The 20,709-nt window shown below is 74.8% G+C and carries 22 protein-coding genes; 18 read left to right on the top strand and 4 right to left on the bottom strand.

Annotated elements, in window-relative coordinates; all coding sequences use genetic code 11:
* The first annotated feature begins 219 nt into the window (after positions 1-219).
* Positions 220-489, top strand: coding sequence for a hypothetical protein (locus ACFPBZ_RS24750; protein ID WP_378038782.1), 270 nt, complete (start codon positions 220-222; stop codon positions 487-489).
* Here the strand turns inward: ACFPBZ_RS24750 and ACFPBZ_RS24745 are convergent.
* Positions 460-1,641: an adenylate/guanylate cyclase domain-containing protein gene (locus tag ACFPBZ_RS24745; protein WP_378038781.1), complete on the bottom strand. Its 1,182-nt coding sequence runs from the start codon at positions 1,639-1,641 to the stop codon at positions 460-462. The genes ACFPBZ_RS24750 and ACFPBZ_RS24745 overlap by 30 nt on opposite strands.
* Before the next feature lie 127 nt (positions 1,642-1,768).
* On the opposite strand from ACFPBZ_RS24745, the gene ACFPBZ_RS24740 reads away from it, so the two are divergent.
* From ACFPBZ_RS24740 to ACFPBZ_RS24715, 6 genes are all read left to right on the top strand, one after another.
* Complete coding sequence (locus ACFPBZ_RS24740; RefSeq protein ID WP_378038780.1) at positions 1,769-2,986, top strand: ROK family protein; 1,218 nt, start codon at positions 1,769-1,771, stop codon at positions 2,984-2,986.
* 153 nt (positions 2,987-3,139) lie between these two features.
* The gene (gene otsB, locus ACFPBZ_RS24735) at positions 3,140-3,943 is read left to right on the top strand and encodes a trehalose-phosphatase (protein ID WP_378038779.1); all 804 of its coding nucleotides are present in this window, start codon (positions 3,140-3,142) and stop codon (positions 3,941-3,943) included.
* A gap of 17 nt (positions 3,944-3,960) precedes the next feature.
* The gene (locus tag ACFPBZ_RS24730) at positions 3,961-6,465 is read left to right on the top strand and encodes a glycoside hydrolase family 65 protein (protein ID WP_378038778.1); all 2,505 of its coding nucleotides are present in this window, start codon (positions 3,961-3,963) and stop codon (positions 6,463-6,465) included.
* A gap of 11 nt (positions 6,466-6,476) precedes the next feature.
* On the top strand, positions 6,477-7,241 hold the full coding sequence (locus tag ACFPBZ_RS24725) for an HAD family hydrolase (RefSeq protein ID WP_378038777.1): 765 nt from the start codon (positions 6,477-6,479) through the stop codon (positions 7,239-7,241).
* Positions 7,242-7,252: 11 nt separating this feature from the next.
* On the top strand, positions 7,253-8,251 hold the full coding sequence (locus tag ACFPBZ_RS24720) for an ROK family glucokinase (protein ID WP_378038776.1): 999 nt from the start codon (positions 7,253-7,255) through the stop codon (positions 8,249-8,251).
* Positions 8,248-9,720 carry a sugar porter family MFS transporter gene (locus ACFPBZ_RS24715; RefSeq protein ID WP_378038775.1) on the top strand — a complete coding sequence of 491 codons (1,473 nt, stop codon included), beginning with the start codon at positions 8,248-8,250 and terminating at the stop codon, positions 9,718-9,720. Before ACFPBZ_RS24720 ends, ACFPBZ_RS24715 begins: the two co-directional genes overlap by 4 nt.
* Here ACFPBZ_RS24715 and ACFPBZ_RS24710 read toward each other — a convergent pair.
* Together ACFPBZ_RS24710 and ACFPBZ_RS24705 are read right to left on the bottom strand one after the other, a co-directional pair.
* Complete coding sequence (locus ACFPBZ_RS24710) at positions 9,717-11,627, bottom strand: DUF6596 domain-containing protein (protein WP_378038774.1); 1,911 nt, start codon at positions 11,625-11,627, stop codon at positions 9,717-9,719. The genes ACFPBZ_RS24715 and ACFPBZ_RS24710 overlap by 4 nt on opposite strands.
* Positions 11,627-11,938, bottom strand: a complete 312-nt coding sequence (locus tag ACFPBZ_RS24705) for a YciI family protein (protein WP_378038773.1) — start codon at positions 11,936-11,938, stop codon at positions 11,627-11,629. Before ACFPBZ_RS24705 ends, ACFPBZ_RS24710 begins: the two co-directional genes overlap by 1 nt.
* Before the next feature lie 143 nt (positions 11,939-12,081).
* On the opposite strand from ACFPBZ_RS24705, the gene ACFPBZ_RS24700 reads away from it, so the two are divergent.
* The 8 genes from ACFPBZ_RS24700 to ACFPBZ_RS24665 all read left to right on the top strand — a co-directional run bounded on the left by ACFPBZ_RS24700 (position 12,082) and on the right by ACFPBZ_RS24665 (position 18,282).
* Positions 12,082-12,699 (top strand): DUF998 domain-containing protein, encoded by a 618-nt coding sequence (locus tag ACFPBZ_RS24700; protein ID WP_378038772.1) that lies wholly within the window; start codon positions 12,082-12,084, stop codon positions 12,697-12,699.
* A gap of 66 nt (positions 12,700-12,765) precedes the next feature.
* On the top strand, positions 12,766-13,923 hold the full coding sequence (locus ACFPBZ_RS24695) for a glycosyltransferase family 4 protein (protein WP_378038771.1): 1,158 nt from the start codon (positions 12,766-12,768) through the stop codon (positions 13,921-13,923).
* Between the two features lie 79 nt (positions 13,924-14,002).
* Positions 14,003-15,049, top strand: a complete 1,047-nt coding sequence (locus tag ACFPBZ_RS24690) for an NUDIX hydrolase (RefSeq protein WP_378038770.1) — start codon at positions 14,003-14,005, stop codon at positions 15,047-15,049.
* A gap of 86 nt (positions 15,050-15,135) precedes the next feature.
* Positions 15,136-16,041 (top strand): pyridoxal 5'-phosphate synthase lyase subunit PdxS, encoded by a 906-nt coding sequence (gene pdxS, locus ACFPBZ_RS24685; RefSeq protein ID WP_378038769.1) that lies wholly within the window; start codon positions 15,136-15,138, stop codon positions 16,039-16,041.
* A 45-nt stretch (positions 16,042-16,086) separates the two neighbouring features.
* Positions 16,087-16,719: a hypothetical protein gene (locus ACFPBZ_RS24680; protein ID WP_378038768.1), complete on the top strand. Its 633-nt coding sequence runs from the start codon at positions 16,087-16,089 to the stop codon at positions 16,717-16,719.
* A gap of 21 nt (positions 16,720-16,740) precedes the next feature.
* On the top strand, positions 16,741-17,157 hold the full coding sequence (locus ACFPBZ_RS24675; RefSeq protein ID WP_378038767.1) for a hypothetical protein: 417 nt from the start codon (positions 16,741-16,743) through the stop codon (positions 17,155-17,157).
* Positions 17,154-17,774, top strand: coding sequence for a pyridoxal 5'-phosphate synthase glutaminase subunit PdxT (gene pdxT / locus ACFPBZ_RS24670; protein WP_378038766.1), 621 nt, complete (start codon positions 17,154-17,156; stop codon positions 17,772-17,774). Before ACFPBZ_RS24675 ends, pdxT begins: the two co-directional genes overlap by 4 nt.
* Before the next feature lie 40 nt (positions 17,775-17,814).
* The gene (locus ACFPBZ_RS24665) at positions 17,815-18,282 is read left to right on the top strand and encodes a winged helix-turn-helix transcriptional regulator (RefSeq protein ID WP_378038765.1); all 468 of its coding nucleotides are present in this window, start codon (positions 17,815-17,817) and stop codon (positions 18,280-18,282) included.
* A gap of 3 nt (positions 18,283-18,285) precedes the next feature.
* On the opposite strand, the gene ACFPBZ_RS24660 is transcribed toward ACFPBZ_RS24665, so the two are convergent.
* Positions 18,286-18,780 carry a PaaI family thioesterase gene (locus tag ACFPBZ_RS24660; protein WP_378038764.1) on the bottom strand — a complete coding sequence of 165 codons (495 nt, stop codon included), beginning with the start codon at positions 18,778-18,780 and terminating at the stop codon, positions 18,286-18,288.
* Between the two features lie 224 nt (positions 18,781-19,004).
* Between ACFPBZ_RS24660 and ACFPBZ_RS24655 the strand changes: the two genes are divergently transcribed.
* The 3 genes from ACFPBZ_RS24655 to ACFPBZ_RS24645 form a co-directional block, all read left to right on the top strand.
* Positions 19,005-19,766: a YebC/PmpR family DNA-binding transcriptional regulator gene (locus ACFPBZ_RS24655; RefSeq protein WP_378038763.1), complete on the top strand. Its 762-nt coding sequence runs from the start codon at positions 19,005-19,007 to the stop codon at positions 19,764-19,766.
* Positions 19,763-20,245 carry a GNAT family N-acetyltransferase gene (locus ACFPBZ_RS24650; RefSeq protein WP_378038762.1) on the top strand — a complete coding sequence of 161 codons (483 nt, stop codon included), beginning with the start codon at positions 19,763-19,765 and terminating at the stop codon, positions 20,243-20,245. The genes ACFPBZ_RS24655 and ACFPBZ_RS24650 overlap by 4 nt, the downstream gene beginning before the upstream one ends.
* A gap of 141 nt (positions 20,246-20,386) precedes the next feature.
* Positions 20,387-20,709: hypothetical protein (locus ACFPBZ_RS24645; protein WP_378038761.1), on the top strand; the 323-nt coding region annotated here is incomplete at its 3' end.

Below are 20,709 nucleotides of genomic sequence, written 5' to 3'. Positions count from 1 at the left end.
CGGCAGGAGCCTTGACCACGGTGATCGTCGGGGTGTCCACTGATCGTCGTCCGCGAGCGAGGAGGTGAGTGATGAGTCCCGGTCACAGTCCCGGCGCCGGCCCCCGGTGCAGCACGGCCCGACCCCTCACCCCACCCGCCCCCCGAGGCGCCCACCCGGTCTGACGGCCGGCCGCGCGTCCGGCCGGGGTGGGCCCGACGCGCGCGAAGCGAGGTCGTCATGACCCTCACGATCACCATCACCGTGCCCGCCCCCGCCTTCGTGGCCCGGCCGGCGACCTGGCGCACGGTCCGCCCGTTCGTCCCTGTCCTGCTCGCCGGGGCGGAGCAGGTCGTCCCCGGCCTCGGCGTCGTCGTCGCCCTCGTGGGGCTCCTCGGCCTCGGCGCCGCGGTGGAGGCGACCCCGGCCGCGCCCCCGGCGGAGACGGCCGCGGTCCCCGTCGCCGACGAGGAGCCCGCGCTACGCGGGCCCGGCCTCGTCGCGGCCTGAGCCCGGGTGGTCGCCCTCGCCGTGCGAGCTGAGGTCGACCACGGCCAGCGTGCCCGCGTCGCGCAGGGCCTTGCGGTCGTCCGCCGCGAGCTCGGCGAGCGGGCGGTAGACCAGCCGCAGCGGGTCCAGGCCGAGGTCGGTGGCCGCGTCGTGGTCGAGGCGCTCGACGAGGGGCTTGGAGGCGAGCAGCTGGCCCCCGGCCGCGACGTGCTCCACGCGGGCGCACTCGTTCACCTCGTCGCCGAGCGCCGTGACCTCCAGGCGGCCACCGGTGACGATCTGCCCGATGTAGAGGTCCGAGCCCCAGTGGACGCCGACGTTGACGCGGAAGTCCTCGCGCGCGAGCCCGACCCCGCCCTCGACGAGGTCCCCGACGATCGTGCGGGCCGCGTCCGGGAGGGCCAGCGCCACGGCGAGGGCGGCGTGCGCCGCCGCCGACTCGTCCGCCCCCGACGGACCCGCGCCCGCGTCCCCGGCCAGGAAGAACGCGCTCGCGCCGTCGCCCGCGTGCTTCCCGACGATGCCGCCGTGGCGCGCGACGAGGTCGTCGAAGACGGTCGCGAAGCGCCGGATCAGGTCGAAGTACGCGGCCGTGGGCAGGCGACGGGAGAGCGGGCCGGAGGAGTCGATGTCTGCGAACAGCACGGCGGTCGGCCGCCGGCCCGGCTCGGTGAGGTCGGCCATGCGCGTGAACATGGCCTCGTCGCCCTCGCTGACCAGCGCCAGGACCCGGGCCGGTAGCAGCGGGGCGAACACGAGGGCCGTGCCCGCGACGGAGCCGTCCGGGCCGCGGATCGTGAGGCCCAGCATGCCCACCGGGCGGGTGCGGTGGGCCAGGTGCAGCTCGACGGGTGCGACCCACACCGGCGGCTGGTCCGTGTCGGGGTCGAGGTGCCCCGCCAGCTCGGCCCGCAGGTCCTCCCGCGTCCGGTCCGTGAGCATCGCGGTCCAGACCGGGAGGTCGAGGCCGTCCTCGAGCTCCATCCCGATCCCGACCTCGGTCGAGGAGTCGGCCCCGGCCAGCTCCAGCATCTGCTCCGAGACCCACTCGAGGCGCCCGCCCTCGTCGTAGACCTGCGAGGCGGTCCGACCCTGCTGCAGCGCCTCGATGGCGGAGCGGCGCAGGGCGGCCGCGGAGTCGGTGGGGCCCACCGGACGGACGCTAGCGGTGCTCCGCCCTGCCCGCGGGCCCCCGCCCGACGACGACCCGGACGGGGCGCCGACGATCTCTCGGGGAGGAGTAGGTGACATAGGCCACAGCACGGGCTACGTTCATCGGATGAACGCGGAACGGCCCGGCTCCCCGGCGGGCCTCCGGGCGGCGAACCGGCGGCGCCTGCTCGACGCCGTCCTCGCGGCGGGCGAGCCGAGCCAGTCCGGGATCGCCGCCGCGACCGGGCTCGCCCCCGCGACCGTCTCGAACATCGTCCGCGACCTCTGCCGCGAGGGCCGGCTGACGGCGTCGACCGCGACGCGCGGCGGCCGGCGGGTGCGGGTCGTGCGCCTGGCGCCCCCGCCCGGGGTGGTGGCGGGGATCGACTTCGGGCACGGCCACGTGCGCGTCGCCGTGGCGCGGGCGGCGGAGACGACTCGGCTGTTCGCCGCGTCCGACGCGCCGGGCGACCGGCTCCTCGGCGAGCGGTCGGTGGAGCTGCCCGAGGGCCACCGCGCCACCGACGGGCTGGAGGCGGCGGCCGACCTGCTCGACGACGTGCTGGCCGCCGCGGGCGTGCCCCGGGACGAGCTCCTCGGGGTGGGGATCGGGCTCCCGGCCCCGGTCGACGCCCGCACCGGCGCGGTGGGGGAGCCGGGCATCCTGCCGGGCTGGGTGGGCGTCGACGCGGCCGCCGTGGCGGCGCGGCGCCTCCGCGCCCCGGTGGTCGTCGACAACGACGCCCTGCTCGGGACCCTGGCCGAGCAGGCCTGGGGCGCCCTGCACGGCGTCGACGAGGGGATCTACCTCAAGCTGTCCGACGGGGTCGGTGCGGGCCTCGTGCTCGGGGGACGGCCCTATCGCGGCCGGGCCGGGACGGCGGGGGAGATCGGGCACGTCGTCGTCGACGACACCGGAGGCCCGCCGGGCGGTTCGGTGTGCCGCTGCGGCAACCGCGGCTGCCTGGAGACGTGGGCGTCGACCGACACCGTCGTCGGCCTCCTCGCCCCACTGCTCGGCAGCCCGCTCACGGTCACCGAGGTGGTGGCCCGGGCGCGCGGCGGCCACGTGCCGGCCCGCCGGGTCCTCGCCGACACCGGCGGCCAGGTCGGCCGCGCCCTCGGGGCGCTGTGCAGCGTGCTCACTCCCGCCCGCATCGTCGTCGGGGGCGAGCTGGCCCAGGCCGGGGACCTCCTGCTCGACCCGCTCGTCGCGGCGCTCGAGCGCTGGTCGTTGCCGGGCGCGGCCGACGTGGAGGTGGTGACGGCGGCCCTCGGGCAGCACACGCACGTCCTCGGGGCGATCGCGCTCGCGCTCGACCACGTGCTCGCCGCCCAAGAGTGACACGGTTCGCGCCGCGGCCCTCGCGGTGCCAAGATCAGCGGTGGTGCGTTCATCGGTTGACCACATCACGCCGTGCGCCTAGCCTGTGAACAGCATCACAGGCTGTTCGGGAACCGGATCAGCGACACGAGAAACGACGTGGAGGTCGCTTCCATGAGTTCGCGCGCGTCCGAGCTGCCCGAGCCCTCCACCGTGATCGCCGAACGCGGGGACGGCCGGAAGCCGGCCGTCTTCCTCGACTACGACGGCGTGCTCAGCCCCATCGTCGACCGGCCCTCCGACGCGGTGATGACCGACGAGATGCGCCGCATCGTCTCCGATCTGGCGGGGCGCGCCAGCGTCTGCGTCGTGTCGGGGCGCGACCGGCAGGTGGTCACCGAGCTCATGGGCCTGGACGACCTCGTGGTCGCGGGCAGCCACGGCTTCGACATCCACCACCCCGAGACCGGCGTCATCACGCACGACGCGTCGACCGGGTTCGAGGACCTCGTCGAGCGGGTCACCGCGGAGGTGTCCGAGCAGGCGGCCGGGATCGAGGGCACGCTCGTCGAGCCCAAGCACGCCTCGGTCGCGCTGCACTACCGCGGGGTGGACGCGGCCCGGCACGCGGAGGTCCAGGAGCTCGTCGACGGCGTGCTCGACGCGCACCCGGGCGAGCTGCGCGTGACCCCCGGCAAGTTCGTGCACGAGATCCAGCCGAAGATCGACTGGAACAAGGGCAAGGCCGTGGAGCACCTGCTCGACGTGCTGGACCTGCGCGGGGTGGACGTCCTGCCGATCTACGTCGGGGACGACGTGACCGACGAGGACGCGTTCAACGCCCCCAGCATCGCCGACGGGGGCCTCGGGGTCCTCGTCATCGGCCCCACCGACGCCGACGAGCGCGAGACGGCCGCCGCGGCCGTGCTCGCCGACGTCGACGCGGTCGGCGCCTTCCTCGACGGCCTCGCCCGATGACCTCTCCAGGAGACAGCGTGACCCTCGCCCCGGACCATCAGGACGACGACAGCTGGACCCTCACCTGGGAAGGCGTCAACCCCGAGGAGGAGGGCCTGCGCGAGGCGCTGTCCTCCACCGGCAACGGCTACTTCTGCACCCGCGGCAGCGCGGAGTGGGAGGACACCGACCCGCCGGCGCACTACGCCGGGACCTACGCCCACGGCGCCTACAACCGTGAGACGACGATCCTCGGCGGGCGCCCCGTGCTCAACGAGGACCTCGTCAACCTGCCGAACTGGCTCGTCCTCATGCTGCGCATCGAGGGCGAGGAGGCGATCACGCTCGACAACGTCGAGGTGCTCGAGTACTCGCACACCTACGACATCCGCACCGCCACGGTGGGTCGCGTGTTCCGGTTCCGCGACCGCAAGGGCCGCGAGTCGACGCTGCGCAGCCGGCGCTTCGTCTCGATGGCGCACAGCCACCAGGCCGCGATCGAGTGGGTGCTGACCCCCGAGAACTGGTCGGGCAGCGTCGGCATCGTCACCGCGATCGACGGCCGCGTCGACAACGACATGGTCGCCCGCTACCGCGACCTCGAGGGCCGCCACCTCGACCCGGTCACCCCGCGCACCTTCGGTCCGGAGGTCATCGCGCTCAAGGTGCGCACCCGGCAGTCGAACCTCTACATCTCCGAGGCCGCCCGCACCCGGGTCGCGCGGAGCCGCGGGCGCTCGTGGCAGGCCGTCGAGCCGAAGCGCACGTTGCACCAGATGAACGACTACATCCAGCAGGTGCTCGAGCTGGAGGCCCACGAGGGCGAGGCCATCAAGGTCGAGAAGCTGGTGGCGTTCTTCACCAGCCACGACAACGCGATCACCGAGACCCTCACGGCGGCCGGCCGCCACGTCGAGCGCTACCCCGACTTCGCGGAGGCCTTCGCCGAGCACGAGTCGGCCTGGACCGAGCTCTGGGACGTCTCGGCGATCGACCTGCCCTCCGAGCCGCGGGTGCAGCTGCTGCTGCGCTTCCACACCGCGCACATCCTGCAGGTCTGCTCGCGCCACACCGCCCGCCACGACGCCGGCGTCCCCGCCCGCGGGCTCAACGGGGAGGCCTACCGCGGCCACGTGTTCTGGGACGAGCTCTACGTCTACCCGTTCCTCAACTTCCGGCTCCCCGAGGTCACCCGCGGCCTGCTGATGTACCGCTACCGGCGCCTCACCGAGGCCCGCGCCGCCGCGGCCGAGGCCGGCTTCTCGGGGGCGATGTTCCCGTGGCAGTCGGGCTCCGACGGCACCGAGGAGACCCAGGTGGTCCACCTCAACCCGCTCTCGGGCCAGTGGGACCCCGACCACTCGCACAACCAGCGCCACGTCAACGCGGCGATCTTCTACAACGTCTGGCAGTACTACCAGGCCTCCGACGACCTCGAGTTCCTGCGCGACTACGGCGCCGAGCTGATGCTCGAGATCGCCCGGTTCTGGGCCTCGATCGCGCACCGGAACCCGCAGACCGGCCGCTACGAGATCCACGGCGTCATGGGTCCCGACGAGTTCCACGAGGGCTACCCGGGCGCCGAGACCGGCGGGCTGCGCAACAACGCCTACACCAACGTCATGGTGGCGTGGATCTGCGCGACCGCGCCGAAGGTGCTCGCGCTGCTGCCCGCCAGCCGCCGCCGGGCCCTGCGCGACCGCCTCGGGATCACCGACGCGGAGATCACGCGCTGGGACGAGATGACGCGGCTCATGTACGTGCCCACCCACGACACCGGCGACGGCCACCGGGTGCTGAGCCAGTTCGAGGGCTACGAGTCCCTCGACGAGCTCGACTGGGAGGGCTACCGCGCCAAGCACACCAACATCCAGCGGATGGACCGCATCCTCAAGGCCGAGGGCGAGGACCCCGACCGGTACAAGGTGGCCAAGCAGGCCGACGCGGTGATGCTGTTCTTCCTGTTCTCCGACATCGAGCTGCGCGAGGTCCTCGAGCGGCTCGGCTACACCGAGATCGCCGACGACCCCGACTTCGCCCGCCGGACGATCGACTACTACGACCACCGCACCTCGCACGGCTCCACGCTGAGCCTCGTCGCGCACGCGGCGGTGCTGGCGGGCATCGACCCGGCGTCGTCGTGGGAGCGGTTCGGGATCGCCCTGGAGTCCGACGTGGGCGACGTGCAGGGCGGCACCACCAAGGAGGGCATCCACATGGGTGTCATGTCGGGCACGCTCGACCTCCTGCAGCGGGCCTACGTGGGCTGCAGCGTGCGCGACGGCGTCCTGCACTTCGCGCCGCGCCTGACCAGCCGCCTCGAGGGGCTGCGGTACTCGATGGTCTTCCAGGGCACCTCGCTGCAGGTGTCCGTGGCCGACGGCGCCCTCGTCGTCGAGGTGGCCACCGAGGGCTTCTCCCACCCGGTGAAGGTCGGCATGGGCGGCGAGATCCGGGAACTCGCCGCCGGCGACCGGGTGTCGGTGCGACTCGTCGACGACCCGGCGCAGATTCCCGGCACCTCCGAGCTCGAGCACGTCTGAGGAGCGATCACGTGACCAGTGCATCCAGCGGTACCGGCTTCCGGGGCGGCATCTTCGACGTCGACGGCGTGCTCGTCGACTCGCCGCACGAGCAGGCGTGGCGCGAGGCGCTGCGCGAGCTGATGGAGGGCTCCTGGTCCGACATCCGCGACCAGACCACGTGGACGCCCGAGGGCTTCACCTCCGACGTCTACCACCAGCGCATGTCGGGCAAGCCGCGCGAGGCGGGCGCCACGGCGGCCCTGGAGTACTTCGGGGTGCCCGACGTCGAGCAGCGCGTCACCGAGTACGGCGAGCACAAGCAGGAGATGATCATCCGTCTCATCAAGGACGGGAAGTTCTCCGCCTACGAGGACGCCGTCCGCTTCGTCATCGCGGTGAAGAAGGCCGGCATCCCGGTCGCCGCCGCCTCGTCGTCGAAGAACGCGAAGCTCTTCCTGGAGCGCATCGACCTCGCGAACTACGGCGGCACCGGCAACCTGCACGAGATCTTCGACGTCGACGTCTCCGGCCGCGACTTCGCCCAGGGCAAGCCGCACCCGGAGATCTTCCTAACGGCCGCGAAGGAGCTCGGGGTCGACCCGGCCGACGCGTTCGTCTGCGAGGACGCCATGAACGGCATCCAGGCCGCGAAGGCCGGCGAGTTCGCCGCGATCGGCGTCGCCCGCAACGACGACGTCGACGCCCTCGCGGGCGAGGGTGCCGACATCGTCGTCACCGACATGGGCACCATCGACGTCGACAAGCTCGCCTCGCACGAGCTCGCGACCTCGTAGGGCGGGGCGACATGGAACCGGCCGACGTCCCGGCCGACGCCCTGACCGTCGGTGTCGACGTCGGCGGCACGAAGATCGCGGCGGGGGTCGTCGACAGCGCGGGCAAGCTCCTCGCCCACACCCGTCGCGAGACCCCGGCGCAGAACACCGAGGGGGTGCTCGCCGGGATCGCCGACGCGGTCCGCGAGCTCGCCGCCGAGCACGAGATCGGCGCCGTGGGGATCGGGGCGGCGGGCTTCGTCGACTCGCGGCGCACCACGGTGATGTTCGCGCCGAACCTCGCCTGGCGCGACGAGGACCTGCGCTCGAAGCTCAGCGCCCGGCTCAACCTGCCCGTCGTCGTCGAGAACGACGCCAACGCGGTGGCCTGGGCGGAGTCCCGGTTCGGCAGCGGACGCGACCACGACGACCTCGTCGCGATCACCATCGGCACCGGGGTGGGCGGCGGCATCGTCGTCGGCGGGCGACTGCTGCGCGGCGGCTACGGCGTGGCCGCCGAGATCGGCCACATCACGATGGTCCCGTACGGCCGTCGCTGCGGATGTGGCCTGCAGGGGTGCTGGGAGCAGTACGGCTCCGGGCGCGCCCTGGTCACCGAGGCCCACGAGATCGCCCGGCACTCGCCGGCGTTCGCGGCCGGCCTCCTCGAGGTCTCCGGCGGCGATCCCGACGCGATCACCGGCGAGATGGTCACGGCGGCCGCCCAGCGCGGCGACGTCGCCGGCCTGCACTGCTTCGACGAGATCGGCCGCTGGATCGGGCTGGGCTGCGCCCAGCTCGCCGCGGTGCTCGACCCGTCGTTGTTCGTCATCGGCGGCGGGGTGTCCGCGGCGGGGGAGGTGCTGCGGTCCCGTGTCGAGACCACGTTCCGCAGCAACCTCACCGGACGCGGCCACCGTCCGGTGGCAGAGGTCCGCCTGGCCGAGCTCGGCTGGGAGGCGGGGATGGTCGGCGCCGCCGACCTGGCACGTACACATCCCGACACCGCAGTCACGGGGAGAGCGCAATGACCACTGATTCACCGGCCGGGGCGGGGGGCTCGTCGGCCTCGTCGGGCACGGGAGCCCCACCGAAGACCACGGCGAAGGCCATCCTGGTCTCCATCGTCGCGGCGGTCGGCGGGTTCCTGTTCGGCTTCGACTCGAGCGTCATCAACGGCGCCGTCGACGCCCTCAACAACGAGTTCGGCCTGACCAACAGCCCGCTGCTCGCCGGCTTCACCGTGGCGTGCGCGCTGCTCGGCTCCGCGGTCGGCGCGTGGTTCGCCGGCCCGGTGGCCGACCGCTACGGCCGGGTGCGGGTCATGCTGATCGCGGCCGCGCTGTTCGCGATCAGCTCGATCGGTTCCGGGCTCGCGTTCGCGGTCTGGGACCTGATCATCTGGCGCATCCTCGCCGGCGTCGGCATCGGCATCGCCTCGGTGATCGCGCCCGCGTACATCGCGGAGATCGCCCCGGCGCACATCCGCGGGCGGCTCGGCTCCCTGCAGCAGATGGCGATCGTCCTCGGCATCTTCGTCGCCCTGCTCTCCGACGCCCTGCTCGCCGGGGTCGCGGGCGGTGCGGCGAACGAGTTCTGGATCGGGCTCGAGGCGTGGCGCTGGATGTTCCTCGTCGGCGTCATCCCGTCGGTGATCTACGCCGTGCTCGCCCTGCGCATCCCGGAGTCGCCGCGCTACCTCGTGGCCAAGGGCCAGCTCGAGAAGGCCGGCGAGGTCCTGGCCTCCGTCGAGGACACCCGCTCCCCGGAGTCGGTGCGCGCCAAGATCCAGGAGATCGACGAGTCGCTGCGCCGTGACGTCAAGCCGTCGCTGCGCGACCTCAAGGGCGACCGCTTCGGCCTCAAGCCGATCGTCTGGGTCGGCATCCTGCTGTCGGTCTTCCAGCAGTTCGTCGGCATCAACGTGATCTTCTACTACTCGACCACGCTGTGGCAGGCCGTCGGGTTCTCCGAGTCCCAGTCGTTCCTGGCCTCGGTGATCAACGGCCTCATCAACGTCGTCTCGACGATCGTCGCGATCCTCATCGTCGACCGGGTCGGCCGCCGGCCGATGCTGCTCGGCGGCTCGCTCGGCATGACGCTCTCGCTGCTCGTCATGGCGATCGCGTTCTCGCAGTCGATGCCGACCGTCAGCGAGAGCGGCGAGGCGACCGTCGGCCTGCCGGGCGCCTGGGGCCCGATCGCCCTGGTCGCGGCGAACCTGTTCGTCGTCTCGTTCGCCATCACGTGGGGCCCCGTGGTCTGGGTGCTCCTCGGCGAGATGTTCCCGAACTACCTGCGCGCCGCCGCGCTCTCCGTCGCGGCCGCCGCCCAGTGGGTCGCGAACTTCCTCATCACCGTGTCGTTCCAGTCGCTCGCCGACGTCGGCCTCTCGCTGGCCTACGGGCTCTACACGGCGTTCGCCCTGCTCTCCTTCATCTTCGTCTACAAGGCGGTGGCGGAGACCAAGGGCAAGGAGCTGGAGGACATGGTCGCCTAGCCCGAGGGTCGCCGACGCAGGCGACCGAGGGTCGAGCCGCCCGAGGCCCGTTTGAACAGGTACTCGGCGCGCTCGTAGGACAGCCGGCGACGCCCGGTGTGCGGACAGAGGTCCCGCGCACCGGGCGTCCGCGTCGGTCCGGGCCGACGCTCGGAGAGGAACACCGGTCCGGCCGTCCGGTTCCCGACGAGGTCCGTGAGCAGCGCCGTGGTCCGCGGCGAGCACCGGAGGCCCCCGAGGTCGGGCACGTCGAGGGCGAGCGCGTCGGTGACCGTCCCGCCCGACTCGGCGAGCAGGGCCCACAGGGCGCGCTCGCGGGGCGGGCCGTCGGGGACCTCCGGGGCGGGCGTCGACACCCGCGGGGAGACGGTGCGCCCGGGGAGCCCCGCGGCGAGGTCGGGCCGGGAGAGCCACGCGGCGAACGACCGGACGGCGGCCCGGTGCCGGTTCCACGTCGCCGCCGACGTGGCGCCCCACGTCGTCGTGACGACGTCGGCGACCACCGCGTCGTCCACCGACGCCAACGGGCGCAGGTCGCCCAGGGCACGGGTCAGGCGCAGCAGGGTCTGCGCGTAGGAGCGGCGGGACGCGGCCGCGAGGTCGTCCCGCGCGAGGAAGCGCTCCACGGCGGGGCCGAGCGTCGGGCCGGTCGCCGCGACGGCGGCCAGGGCGTCGGCGCGGCGCAGGAGCACCGCCCGCTCGGCCGCGTTCGAGGCGAGCGCGGCGGCGCGGCGCCACTCCACCCGGGCCTCGGCGTCGCGGCCGTGGCGCGCGAGCAGGTCGGCGCGCACGGCGGGGAGCAGGTGGTAGTCGCGCAGCGCGCCCCCCGCGGCGAGCTCGTCGACCGCCGCGAGGCCGACCTCGGGCCCCCGGGCCCGCCCCAGGGCCACCGCCCGGTTCAGCCGCACCACCGCGGTGGGCGTCACGGTGACGAGGAGGTCGTAGAGCGCGGCGATCTGCGGCCAGTCGGTGTCCTCGGGCCGCTCCGCCCGCGCGTGGGCGACGGCGATCGCGGCCTGCAGCACGTACGGGCCGGGGGGACCGGCCCCGCGGGCGCGCAGGAGCGCGGCCAGCCCCCGGCGGATCGCGGCCCGGTCCCAGCGGGAGCGGTCCTGCTCGTCGAGCGGCACCGGCGCCCCGGTGGCATCGGTGCGGGCCGCCGAGCGCGAGGCCTGCAGCTCCATCAGCGCGACGAGGCCGTGGACCTCCGGTTCGTCGGGCGCGTGGACCGCGAGCAGCCGCCCGAGCCGCAGGGCCTCCTCGACGAGGGCGGGCCGCAGCAGGTCGTCCCCGCTCGTGGCGGTGTAGCCCTCGTTGAACACGAGGTAGACGACCTCGAGCACCGAGGGCAGCCGGTCCGCGAGCTCGCCCGGCGCGTCGATGCCGACCCCGGCGAGGGTCCGCTTGGCGTGGGCGATCCGGGCCACCACCTGCGGCTCGTGCAGGAGGAACGCCCGGCCGATCTCGGCGGTGGACAGGCCCGCGACGAGGCGCAGCGTCATCGCGGTCCGCTCCTCGCGGGCCAGCTCGGGGTGGCACGTCAGCAGAGCGAGGCGCAGGACGTCGTCGGGCCCTTCGGAGGTCGCGCCGGGCTCCCCGGCCGGCCCCGGGCGGTCGTCGGGAGGGCCGGCGGGGGCGCGGTCGTCGGGAAGGCCCTCGTCGGGGAGGCCGGTGAGGCGACCGGACCGGCGCAGGTGGTCGACCGCGCGCCGGCGGGCGACCGTGGTGAGCCAGGCCGCCGGCGCGTCGGGGACGCCGGCGCCCGGCCACTGCTCCAGGGCCGCCACGAGGGCGTCCTGCGCGAGCTCCTCGGCGAGGCCGACGTCGCCGACGAGGCGCACGAGGCCCCCGACGAGCGTCGCGGACTCCGCGCGCCAGACCGCGGCGGCGACCTCGCCCGGGTCCATCAGCCGGTGAAGATCTGGTGGATCGTCGACTGCCCGTCGCCGACGACGGCGCGGAACCGCCGCGCCAGCTCCAGGGCCTCGTCCCAGCTGTCGGCGTCGAGGATCGCGAAGCCGAGCACGGCCTCCTTGGCCTCGACGAACGGGCCGTCGGTCACGGTGACCTCGTCGCCCACCGTCTCCATCCGCCGGGGGTCGGGGGCGAGGCCGCCGGTCATGACGAGGTGGCCCGAGGCCGTCATCTCGTCGATGAACGCGCCCATGTCGGCGAAGAGCGCCTCGTCGGGCGTCCGGCTGTTCTCACCCGTGGTCATGAGGAATCGCATCGTGGTCTCCCTGGTCGGTCCGGCTGGTCACCACGACGTCGGACGAGGCCATGTGACAGGGAACGGTCCCATTCCCTGTCGCGTCGGTCCAGACGACGTCCCGGTGTCAGCACGACGACCAGGAGGACGCCATGACCGCCACGCTCCGGACCACCGCCCCGGCCCCCACCACCGACCGCCGGCTGCTCCTCGCGGGCACCGTCGCCGCCCCGCTCTGGGGAGCCGTCGCCCTCGCCCAGGCCGCCCTGCGCCCCGACTTCGACTTCTCGACCCAGCCGCTGAGCCTGCTCTCGACCGGCCCGCTCGGCTGGGTCCAGATCGCGAACTTCGTCGTCGGGGGAGTGCTGGCGGTGCTCGGCGGGGCCGGGCTGCGCCGGGCCGCCCCGGAGGACCCGTGGCTCGGCCGGCTCGCCGTCGGGTACGGGCTGGGCTTCGTCGCCGCCGGGGTGCTCGTGATGGACCCCGTCGGCAGCACCGGCCTGAGCGGGCACGCGGTGGGCCACATGCTCGTCGGCACGCTCGCGTTCGTGGCGCTCGCCGGTGCCTGCCTGGTCCTCGCGGTCCGGTTCCGCCGCGGCGGGCGCGGCCGCCGCGCCGCCGTGTCGGTGGCCGCCGCCGTGTCCGTCGTCGCCGGGAACGCCTGGGCGATGTCGGGTGGCGCCCTCGGCCCGATGACGCTGGGCTTCGGCGTGCTCGCCGCGATGCTCTGGCTCTCCGCGGTGTCCTGGATGATCCGGGCCGCGGCGTAGGCCCCCGGCGTGGGCCCGACGGGCACGCGGTGCGGACCCCCGGACCGCGTGCGGGACGATGCCCCCATGCGCGTCGGGATCGTCTGCCCCTACTCGCTGGACGTGGCGGGCGGGGTCCAGGCGCACGTGCTCGACCTGGCCCGCGCCCTGACCGGCCTCGGGCACGACGTCGACGTCCTCGCCCCGGCGAGCGAGTCGACCCCGGTGCCCGGGTTCGTGACGAGGGCCGGCCGGGCCGTCGCGATCCCCTACAACGGGTCGGTGGCCCGGCTGACGTTCGGCCCGGTGTCGCTGCACCGGGTGCGGCGCTGGCTGCAGGCGGGGGACTTCGACGTCCTGCACCTGCACGAGCCCACGGCGCCGAGCCTGTCGATGCTCGCGCTCGTGCTGGCGGAGGGCCCGGTCGTCGCGACCTTCCACACCTCGACCCCTCGCTCGCGCACGATGCTCACCTTCCAGCCCCTGCTGCGCCCGATGCTCGAGCGGGTCACCGCGCGGATCGCCGTGTCCCCGCTCGCGCGCCAGGTCTACGTCGAGCACCTCGGCGGGGACGCGGTGGAGATCCCGAACGGGGTCGACGTGCCCGCGATCGCGGCGGCGGCCGCCGACCCGCTGCCGCGCCCGCCGGGGCCGCCGACGGTCGGGTTCCTGGGCCGGTTCGACGAGCCCCGCAAGGGCATGCCGCTGCTCCTCGAGGCGCTGGCTCCGCTCGACGTGCGCCTGCTCGTGGTCGGGCGCGGCGACGCGGACGACCTGCGGCGGCGGCTGCCCGCGGCCCTCGTCGACCGGGTGGACGTGCTCGGGGCCGTCGACGACCGCACCCGCTCCCGGGCCCTCGGCACGATGGACGTGCTCGCCGCCCCGAACACCGGCGGCGAGAGCTTCGGCATCGTCGTGGCGGAGGGGCTGGCGGCCGGGACGCCGGTGGTCGCGAGTGACATCGAGGCGTTCCGCCGGGTCCTCACCGAGCCCGCGACCGGGAGGACCGCCGGGCTGCTCCTCCCGCCCGACGACCCGGCCGCCTGGACCGCCGGACTGGCCGGGCTCCTCGCCGCGCCGGACCGCCGCGCCGAGCTCGTGCGCCTCGGGCGGGCCCGGGTGCGGGCCTTCGACTGGTCGACCGTGGCCGCGGCGGTGCTGCGGGTCTACGAGGTCGCCGTCGCGGCCGACCCGCGCGGGGTCGCCGCCCTCGACGAGCCGGCGGTCACCCTGCCCGAGCCCTGAGGGCGACCGGCCCCGGCGGTCGTCGCGCCGGGGGCCCGCACGTAGGGTTCCCCCGCCGGTGCGAGCAGGGGAGTGGCGCGTGAACGTGTTCGGCGCGGGCGGGTGGATCGCGGTCGTCGTCATCGCGGTCGTCGTGCTGATCCTGCTGGTCACGGCCGGGTTGGCCATCGCGCGGGCGCGCCGCCTCGACCGGCTCCACGTGCGCACCGACGCCGCCCGCCAGGGTCTCGTCACCGCCCTCGACCGGCGGGCCGCCGTGATCCGGGCCGTCGCCGCGACCGCGCCGAGCTCGGCCCTGACCCCCACGGGACGACGCGCCCTGCGCGCCGCCGCCCGGGCCGCGGAGTCGGCCGGCGAGGGCGAGGCCCGCGAGGCCGCGGAGAACGACCTGGTGGCCCGGCGGGCCCCGCTCGAGACCGCGACCCTGCCGCCCGACCTCTCGGCCGAGCTCGCCGACGCCGACGCCCGCGTGGTGGTCGCCCGCCGCGTGTACAACGACGCCGTGCGCGACACCCGCGCCCTGCGGGGGCGACGGATGGTGCGGGTGCTGCGGCTCGCCGGGACCGCGCCCTACCCCTTCTACTTCGAGATCGCCGAGCCCGCCGACCGCCCGGCGGAGCCCGCCGGCGACGCGGGTGACGAGCCCGCGGTCGCCCGGGACGCCGCCCGACTCGTCGTCCTCGACCCCGACGAGCGGGTGCTCCTGTTCGAGGGCGTCGACCCGGCCCGGCCCACCGAGGCGTTCTGGTTCACCCCCGGCGGCGGCATCGAGCCGGGGGAGGACGCCGCCGAGGCCGCCGCGCGCGAGCTGTCCGAGGAGACCGGGCTCGCGGTGGGCACCGACGCGCTCGGCCGCCCGGTGTGGGTGCGCGACGTGATGTTCTCCCACGACGGCGTCGCCTACGCCGCCCGCGAGCTGTTCTTCCTGCTCCGGGTCGACGAGGCGCCGGAGATCGACGTGTCGGGGTTCACCGAGCTCGAGCGGCGCACCGTGCGCCGCCACCGGTGGTGGACCCGCACCGAGCTCGCCGCGACGGTCGACGTGGTCTACCCCCGCCAGCTGGCCGACCTGCTGGGCGACCCGGAGTCGCTGGCGCCGGCCGAGCCGCCGGTACCGATCCAGTAGGGGTGACGGGCGACGCCCCCACGTCGTCGGTGGTCCCGGTTAGCCTCGGGACCGACCACCCCTCGACGACGCCGGAGGTCTCCGCCGTGACCCGCCCCGCCCCCACCGCCCACCAGACCGGCTCCGACGGGGTCAAGCGCGGGCTCGCCGACATGCTCAAGGGCGGCGTCATCATGGACGTCGTCGACGCCGAGCAGGCGAGGATCGCCGAGGACGCGGGCGCCGTCGCGGTGATGGCCCTCGAGCGCGTCCCGGCCGACATCCGCGCCGACGGCGGCGTCGCCCGCATGTCCGACCCCGACATGATCACCGGGATCGTCGACGCGGTCTCCATCCCCGTGATGGCGAAGGCCCGCATCGGCCACTTCGTCGAGGCGCAGGTCCTGCAGTCCCTCGGCGTCGACTACGTCGACGAGTCCGAGGTGCTCACCCCGGCCGACGAGGCGCACCACATCGACAAGTGGGCCTTCACGGTGCCCTTCGTCTGCGGGGCCACCAACCTCGGTGAGGCCCTGCGCCGCATCGGCGAGGGCGCGGCGATGATCCGGTCGAAGGGCGAGGCCGGCACCGGCAACGTCGTCGAGGCCACCCGGCACATGCGGGCCATCCGCGCCGACGTCCGCCGCCTCGCGCGGATGGACACCCAGGAGCTCTACGCCGCGGCGAAGGACCTGCAGGCCCCGCTGCCGATCGTGCGCGAGATCGCCGAGTCGGGCCGCCTGCCCGTCGTGCTGTTCACCGCCGGCGGCATCGCCACCCCGGCCGACGCCGCGATGATGATGCAGCTCGGCGCCGAGGGCGTCTTCGTCGGCTCCGGCATCTTCAAGTCGGGCGACCCCGCGCGGCGCGCCGAGGCGATCGTCAAGGCCACCACCTTCCACGACGACCCCGACGTCATCGCGAAGGTCTCCGCGGGCCTCGGCGAGGCCATGGTGGGGCGCACCACCGCCGACATGCCCGAGTCCGAGCGGTTGGCGCGCCGCGGCTGGTGACCGGGTGATCGACCGTCCGTGTCGGGAATGGGAGGATCGGCGACGATGAGCGCGGAGACGAACCAGGGCGCACGCCGGGTCCGCGTCGTGCCCCGCCCCGCCGGGCGCGACGGCGCGGTGGCGCCGGTCGACGCGCCGACCGAGGTCCTGCCGCGGGTCGGTGCCGCTCCCGTCCCGACGACGAGGCCCGCCGCTCCGGCGGTCGAGGCCCGGCCCGCGGAGGCCCCACCCGTGGCGGCCCCGTCTGCGGAGGCCCCGCCGCGCCGGGCCCGCCCGGTCGAGGAGGAGGCCCCCGAGGGGGTTCCCGAGCGCCGCAACGGCCTGGGCGTCCCCGCGCTCGTGCTCGGCCTGCTCGCGGCCGCGACGGCGTGGACCGGCTGGGCCGGGGTGGTGCTGGGCCTGTTCGGCGTCGCCGCCGGCTACCTCGGGGCGCGCCGGGCGTGGAAGGGCCTCGCCACCGACGGCGGCCCCTCCCTCGGCGGCCTCGCCCTCAGCGCGATCGGGCTGGTGTGGGGCGGAGTGGTCGTCTCGCAGACCCTCTTCGGCTCCGGGACCTTCGGCGACGGCCTGACGCTCGACCAGTGCCTGGCGGAGACCACGTCGTCGTTCGAGATGCACATGTGCAAGTCGCAGCACATCACCGAGTTCAACCAGCGGTACCCCAATGCCGCCGAGTAGCCCCGTGGGACCATCGCGCCCATGACGACGTCGCGCCCCGACACCTCCCGCACCGGTCGGGACGGCCGCCGCGGGCTCGCCGGCTGGGGCTCGCCGGCCCTCGTGCTCGGGGTCATCGCCGTCGGCACGGCGTGGGTGCTGGGCTGGGTCGGCGTGGTGGCGGGCCTCGCCGCGGTCGTCGTGGGGTTCATCGGGGCGCGCAAGGCCTTCCGCGACCCGGAGCGCTCGGGCGGTGCCGCGCTCGCCGGGTTCGTCCTGGGCCTCGTCGGGCTGATCTGGGGCCTCGCGGTGGTGCTCCCGGGGCTCCTCGGCGGCGGCGCCTTCGGCGAGGGGCTGACCCTCGACGAGTGCATGGCGCAGGCGAACGGCCAGCAGCAGCAGCGCATGTGCGCCACGCAGCACCTCGACGAGTACCGGACCCGGGACCCCCAGATATGAGTGCCGCCCCGCCCGTCGGCGTCCTCGCCCTGCAGGGCAACGTCCCCGAGCACCTCGACGCGCTGCGCGCCTGCGGCGCCGATCCCCGGCCGGTCCGCCGCCCGGAGGAGCTGGGGCAGGTCGAGGGCCTCGTCCTGCCCGGCGGCGAGTCGACCACCCTGTCCAAGCTGCTCGTGACGTTCGACCTGCTCGAGCCGCTGCGGGCGCGGCTGGCCGAGGGGATGCCGGCCTTCGGCTCGTGCGCCGGGATGATCCTGCTCGCGCGGGAGGCGATCGACGCGCGCCCCGACCAGCGCCAGCTCGGCGCGCTCGACATCGTCGTGCGGCGCAACGCCTTCGGGCGCCAGGTGCAGTCCTTCGAGGCCGACCTCGCGGTGACCGGCATCCGCGGCGGCCCGGTCCGGGCGGTGTTCATCCGGGCGCCGTGGGTCGAGTCCGTGGGGCGCGGGGTCGAGGTGCTGGCCCGCGTCCCCGGGTCGGTGGCCGGGCCGGCGTCGGGCAAGGTCGTGGCCGTGCGGCAGGGACCGGTGATGGCCACCGCGTTCCACCCCGAGCAGACCGGCGACGCGCGCCTGCACGACCTGTTCCTGCGTCGGGTCCGGGAGCACGCCTCCTGAGCGGCTGGGTCCTCACCCGCCACCCAGCTACCGTGGGGGGATGAGCACCCCGTGGCGGACCCTCGACTCGGGCACGTGCTCGATCGCCCGCACCATGACGGTCCTCGGCGAGCCGTGGACGGTCCTCGTCCTGCGGGACCTGCTCAACGGCGTGTCCCGGTTCGACGACCTCGTCGACCACCTCGGGATCGCCCGCAACGTGCTCACCCGCCGGCTCGCGACCCTGGTCGACGCGGGGTTCGTCGAGACCCGCGAGTACCGGGAGCCGGGGCGGCGGGCCCGCCGGGAGTACCGGCCGACCGCGACGGGCCGCGACCTGCGCACGGTGCTCATCGCGCTGATGGCGTTCGGCGACCGCCACCACGCCGGGCCCGAGGGCCCGCCCGCGGTCGTCCGGCACGAGTGCGGCGCCGCGGTGGGGCTGCAGGAGGTGTGCGAGGACGGGCACGTGCTCACCCCGGCCGACCGGGTGCGCACCGAGCCGGGCCCCGGGGCGCGGCTGCGGTAGCCGCTAGAGGAGCAGGCAGCTCGACGTCGCCTCGCCGAGCAGCCGGTCACGCGAGTCCGTGATCGACGCGCGGGCCAGCACCACCCGGCGCCCCGCCGACACGATGACGCCCTCGCAGCGGACCGGGCCGGTGTCGGAGGTCATCGGCCGCAGGAACCGCACGCTGAGGTCGAGGCTCGTGTACCCGACGCCGGCGGGCAGCGTGGACTGCACCGCGCAGCCGCAGGCCGAGTCGAGCAGCGTCGCGTAGACGCCGCCGTGCACCGAGCCGATCGGGTTGTAGTGGTACTCGGCCGGGGTCATCGTGAACACGACCCGGCCCTCCTCGACCGACTCCACCCCCGCGCCCAGCGTCGCCATGATCGGCGGGGGCGGGAGCTCACCGGAGACGAGGCCCTGGAGGAACTCGAGCCCGGAGCGGCCCTCCATCTGCGCGGCGAGCGCGCGCGGGTCGTCCCAGCGGTACGAGCGCTCGCGGAGATCGGGGGTCGTGGTCATGCGTGGCCTCCTGGGTTGCGATCTGCAACCCAGAACCTAGGGCGTCGTGCTGCCCGCGGCAACGACGGGCCCCGGTAACATGGCCGGTCGAGGCAGGAGCGCGACGTCCGGAGCCGGCACCGTCCGGCGCCCGTCGCGACCCGTGCCGCCGCCGGCACCCTCCCCGCACCCCGCGGACGGTCGGCGAGGGCACGGCCACGCGCGAGACGAGAAGGGCGGGAGCCATGAGCGGCCACTCCAAGTGGGCGACGACGAAGCACAAGAAGGCCGCCATCGACGCGAAGCGCGGCAAGATCTTCGCCAAGCTGATCAAGAACATCGAGGTCGCGGCGCGCACCGGCGGCGGCGACCCGGGCGCCAACCCCACCCTCTACGACGCCATCCAGAAGGCGAAGAAGACCTCGGTCCCCAACGACAACATCGACCGCGCCGTCAAGCGCGGGTCGGGGGCCGAGGCCGGCGGGGCCGACTACCAGGCGATCACCTACGAGGGCTACGCCCCGGGCGGGGTCGCGGTGCTCATCGAGTGCCTCACCGACAACAAGAACCGCGCCGCGGGCGAGGTGCGCATCGCGATGAGCCGCAACGGCGGGGCGATGGCCGACCCGGGCTCGGTGGCCTACCTGTTCAACCGCAAGGGCGTCATCATCGTCGCGAAGGAGCAGGGCTCCGCGGAGCTCTCGGAGGACGACCTCCTGCTCGCGGTCCTCGAGGCGGGCGCCGAGGAGGTCAACGACCTCGGGGAGAACTTCGAGATCCTCTGCGAGGCCACCGACCTCGTCACCGTCCGCAAGGCGCTGCAGGACGCCGGCATCGACTACGACTCGGCGGAGGCGTCCTTCGTCCCGTCGATGAACGTCGAGGTCGACGCCGACGGGGCCCGCAAGGTGCTGCGGATCATCGACGCGCTCGAGGACTCCGACGACGTCCAGAACGTCTACTCGAACTTCGACGCCTCCGACGAGGTCATGGCCGAGGTCGGGTGACCGGGGCGCCGGTCGTCGTCGACCGGCTGGGGCCCGCGTCCGCGGGCGAGGCCCTCACGGTGCAGTACGCCGCCTACCTCTCGGAGGGACGGCGCTACGCCACCACCGAGATCCCGCCGCTGGTCGAGACCCTCGAGCAGCTCGCGGCCGACCTCGCCCGCGACGACACCCGCGGCTTCGGCGCCTGGATCGGGCCGCGGCTCGTGGGCAGCGTCCGGCTGCGCCGCGTCCGGGGTCCCGGGCCGGTCGAGTTCACCCGCTACTCGGTCGCGCCCGACCTCCAGGGGCTCGGCATCGGCACCGCCCTGATCGACGCCGCCCACGCCACGCTCGCCGCCCGCACCGTCTCGGTGCTGGTCACCGGCGTGCGGAGCACCGGCAACCTCGGCCTGTACGGGCGGCGCGGCTACCTCGAGACCGGGCGAGAGGTGGACGCGGCGGGCGTCGAGGTGGTGCGGATGGAGCGCATCGCCCCCTGATCCCGACACGTCAGCGCGTCACTGCGAGGTCGTCCGGCCGTTGGCGCTGACGTGGCCGACCGCGACGGTTCCCGGACCCCGGGCGCACGACCGTTGCCGTGGTACTGCGTCCACGAGTCGGGGAGGGCGGCCTTCTCGACGATGGTGGCGGCCGGTCTGGCGACGGCCGCGGCCCTGGTGGCGGCCGGTGGGCTCGTCGTGGTGGGGGAGTGGCTGCTCGCCGTGGTCGCGGGCGGCATCGCGCTCGTGGCGGGGTGGAACACCTGGGCGTCGGCACGCAGCGTGGGCCGGCTCGCCCCGCGACCCCGGACCGGCACGACGACCGCCGCGGGCACCACCGCCACGACGAGGCCAGCGGCACCGGCGGCGCCCCGAACACCCCCGGCGCCGGGCGGCACGACGACGCCGGCGGCGCTCCCGGCCGGCTTCCACCGCGCCCCGGTCCGCCCGGTCCCGCCGGTGGC

Source organism: Actinomycetospora atypica, assembly GCF_042653685.1.
GTDB classification, from domain to species: Bacteria; Actinomycetota; Actinomycetes; order Mycobacteriales; family Pseudonocardiaceae; genus Actinomycetospora; species Actinomycetospora atypica.
The sequence above is the reverse complement of the archived record's forward strand: the minus strand, read 5'-3'. Positions and strand labels throughout refer to the sequence as shown.

What these genes read in the sequence shown, in the direction of transcription:
- ACFPBZ_RS24705 (WP_378038773.1), bottom strand. Translation starts at nt 11,938, where the DNA reads ATGACCACGGGTGAGAACAGCCGGACGCCCGACGAGGCGCTCTTCGCC.
- ACFPBZ_RS24700 (WP_378038772.1), top strand. Translation starts at nt 12,082, where the DNA reads ATGACCGCCACGCTCCGGACCACCGCCCCGGCCCCCACCACCGACCGC.
- ACFPBZ_RS24665 (WP_378038765.1), top strand. Translation starts at nt 17,815, where the DNA reads ATGAGCACCCCGTGGCGGACCCTCGACTCGGGCACGTGCTCGATCGCC.
- ACFPBZ_RS24740 (WP_378038780.1), top strand. Translation starts at nt 1,769, where the DNA reads ATGAACGCGGAACGGCCCGGCTCCCCGGCGGGCCTCCGGGCGGCGAAC.
- ACFPBZ_RS24655 (WP_378038763.1), top strand. Translation starts at nt 19,005, where the DNA reads ATGAGCGGCCACTCCAAGTGGGCGACGACGAAGCACAAGAAGGCCGCC.
- ACFPBZ_RS24680 (WP_378038768.1), top strand. Translation starts at nt 16,087, where the DNA reads ATGAGCGCGGAGACGAACCAGGGCGCACGCCGGGTCCGCGTCGTGCCC.
- ACFPBZ_RS24660 (WP_378038764.1), bottom strand. Translation starts at nt 18,780, where the DNA reads ATGACCACGACCCCCGATCTCCGCGAGCGCTCGTACCGCTGGGACGAC.
- ACFPBZ_RS24675 (WP_378038767.1), top strand. Translation starts at nt 16,741, where the DNA reads ATGACGACGTCGCGCCCCGACACCTCCCGCACCGGTCGGGACGGCCGC.
- ACFPBZ_RS24750 (WP_378038782.1), top strand. Translation starts at nt 220, where the DNA reads ATGACCCTCACGATCACCATCACCGTGCCCGCCCCCGCCTTCGTGGCC.
- pdxT (WP_378038766.1), top strand. Translation starts at nt 17,154, where the DNA reads ATGAGTGCCGCCCCGCCCGTCGGCGTCCTCGCCCTGCAGGGCAACGTC.
- ACFPBZ_RS24720 (WP_378038776.1), top strand. Translation starts at nt 7,253, where the DNA reads ATGGAACCGGCCGACGTCCCGGCCGACGCCCTGACCGTCGGTGTCGAC.
- ACFPBZ_RS24695 (WP_378038771.1), top strand. Translation starts at nt 12,766, where the DNA reads ATGCGCGTCGGGATCGTCTGCCCCTACTCGCTGGACGTGGCGGGCGGG.
- otsB (WP_378038779.1), top strand. Translation starts at nt 3,140, where the DNA reads ATGAGTTCGCGCGCGTCCGAGCTGCCCGAGCCCTCCACCGTGATCGCC.
- ACFPBZ_RS24715 (WP_378038775.1), top strand. Translation starts at nt 8,248, where the DNA reads ATGACCACTGATTCACCGGCCGGGGCGGGGGGCTCGTCGGCCTCGTCG.
- ACFPBZ_RS24710 (WP_378038774.1), bottom strand. Translation starts at nt 11,627, where the DNA reads ATGGACCCGGGCGAGGTCGCCGCCGCGGTCTGGCGCGCGGAGTCCGCG.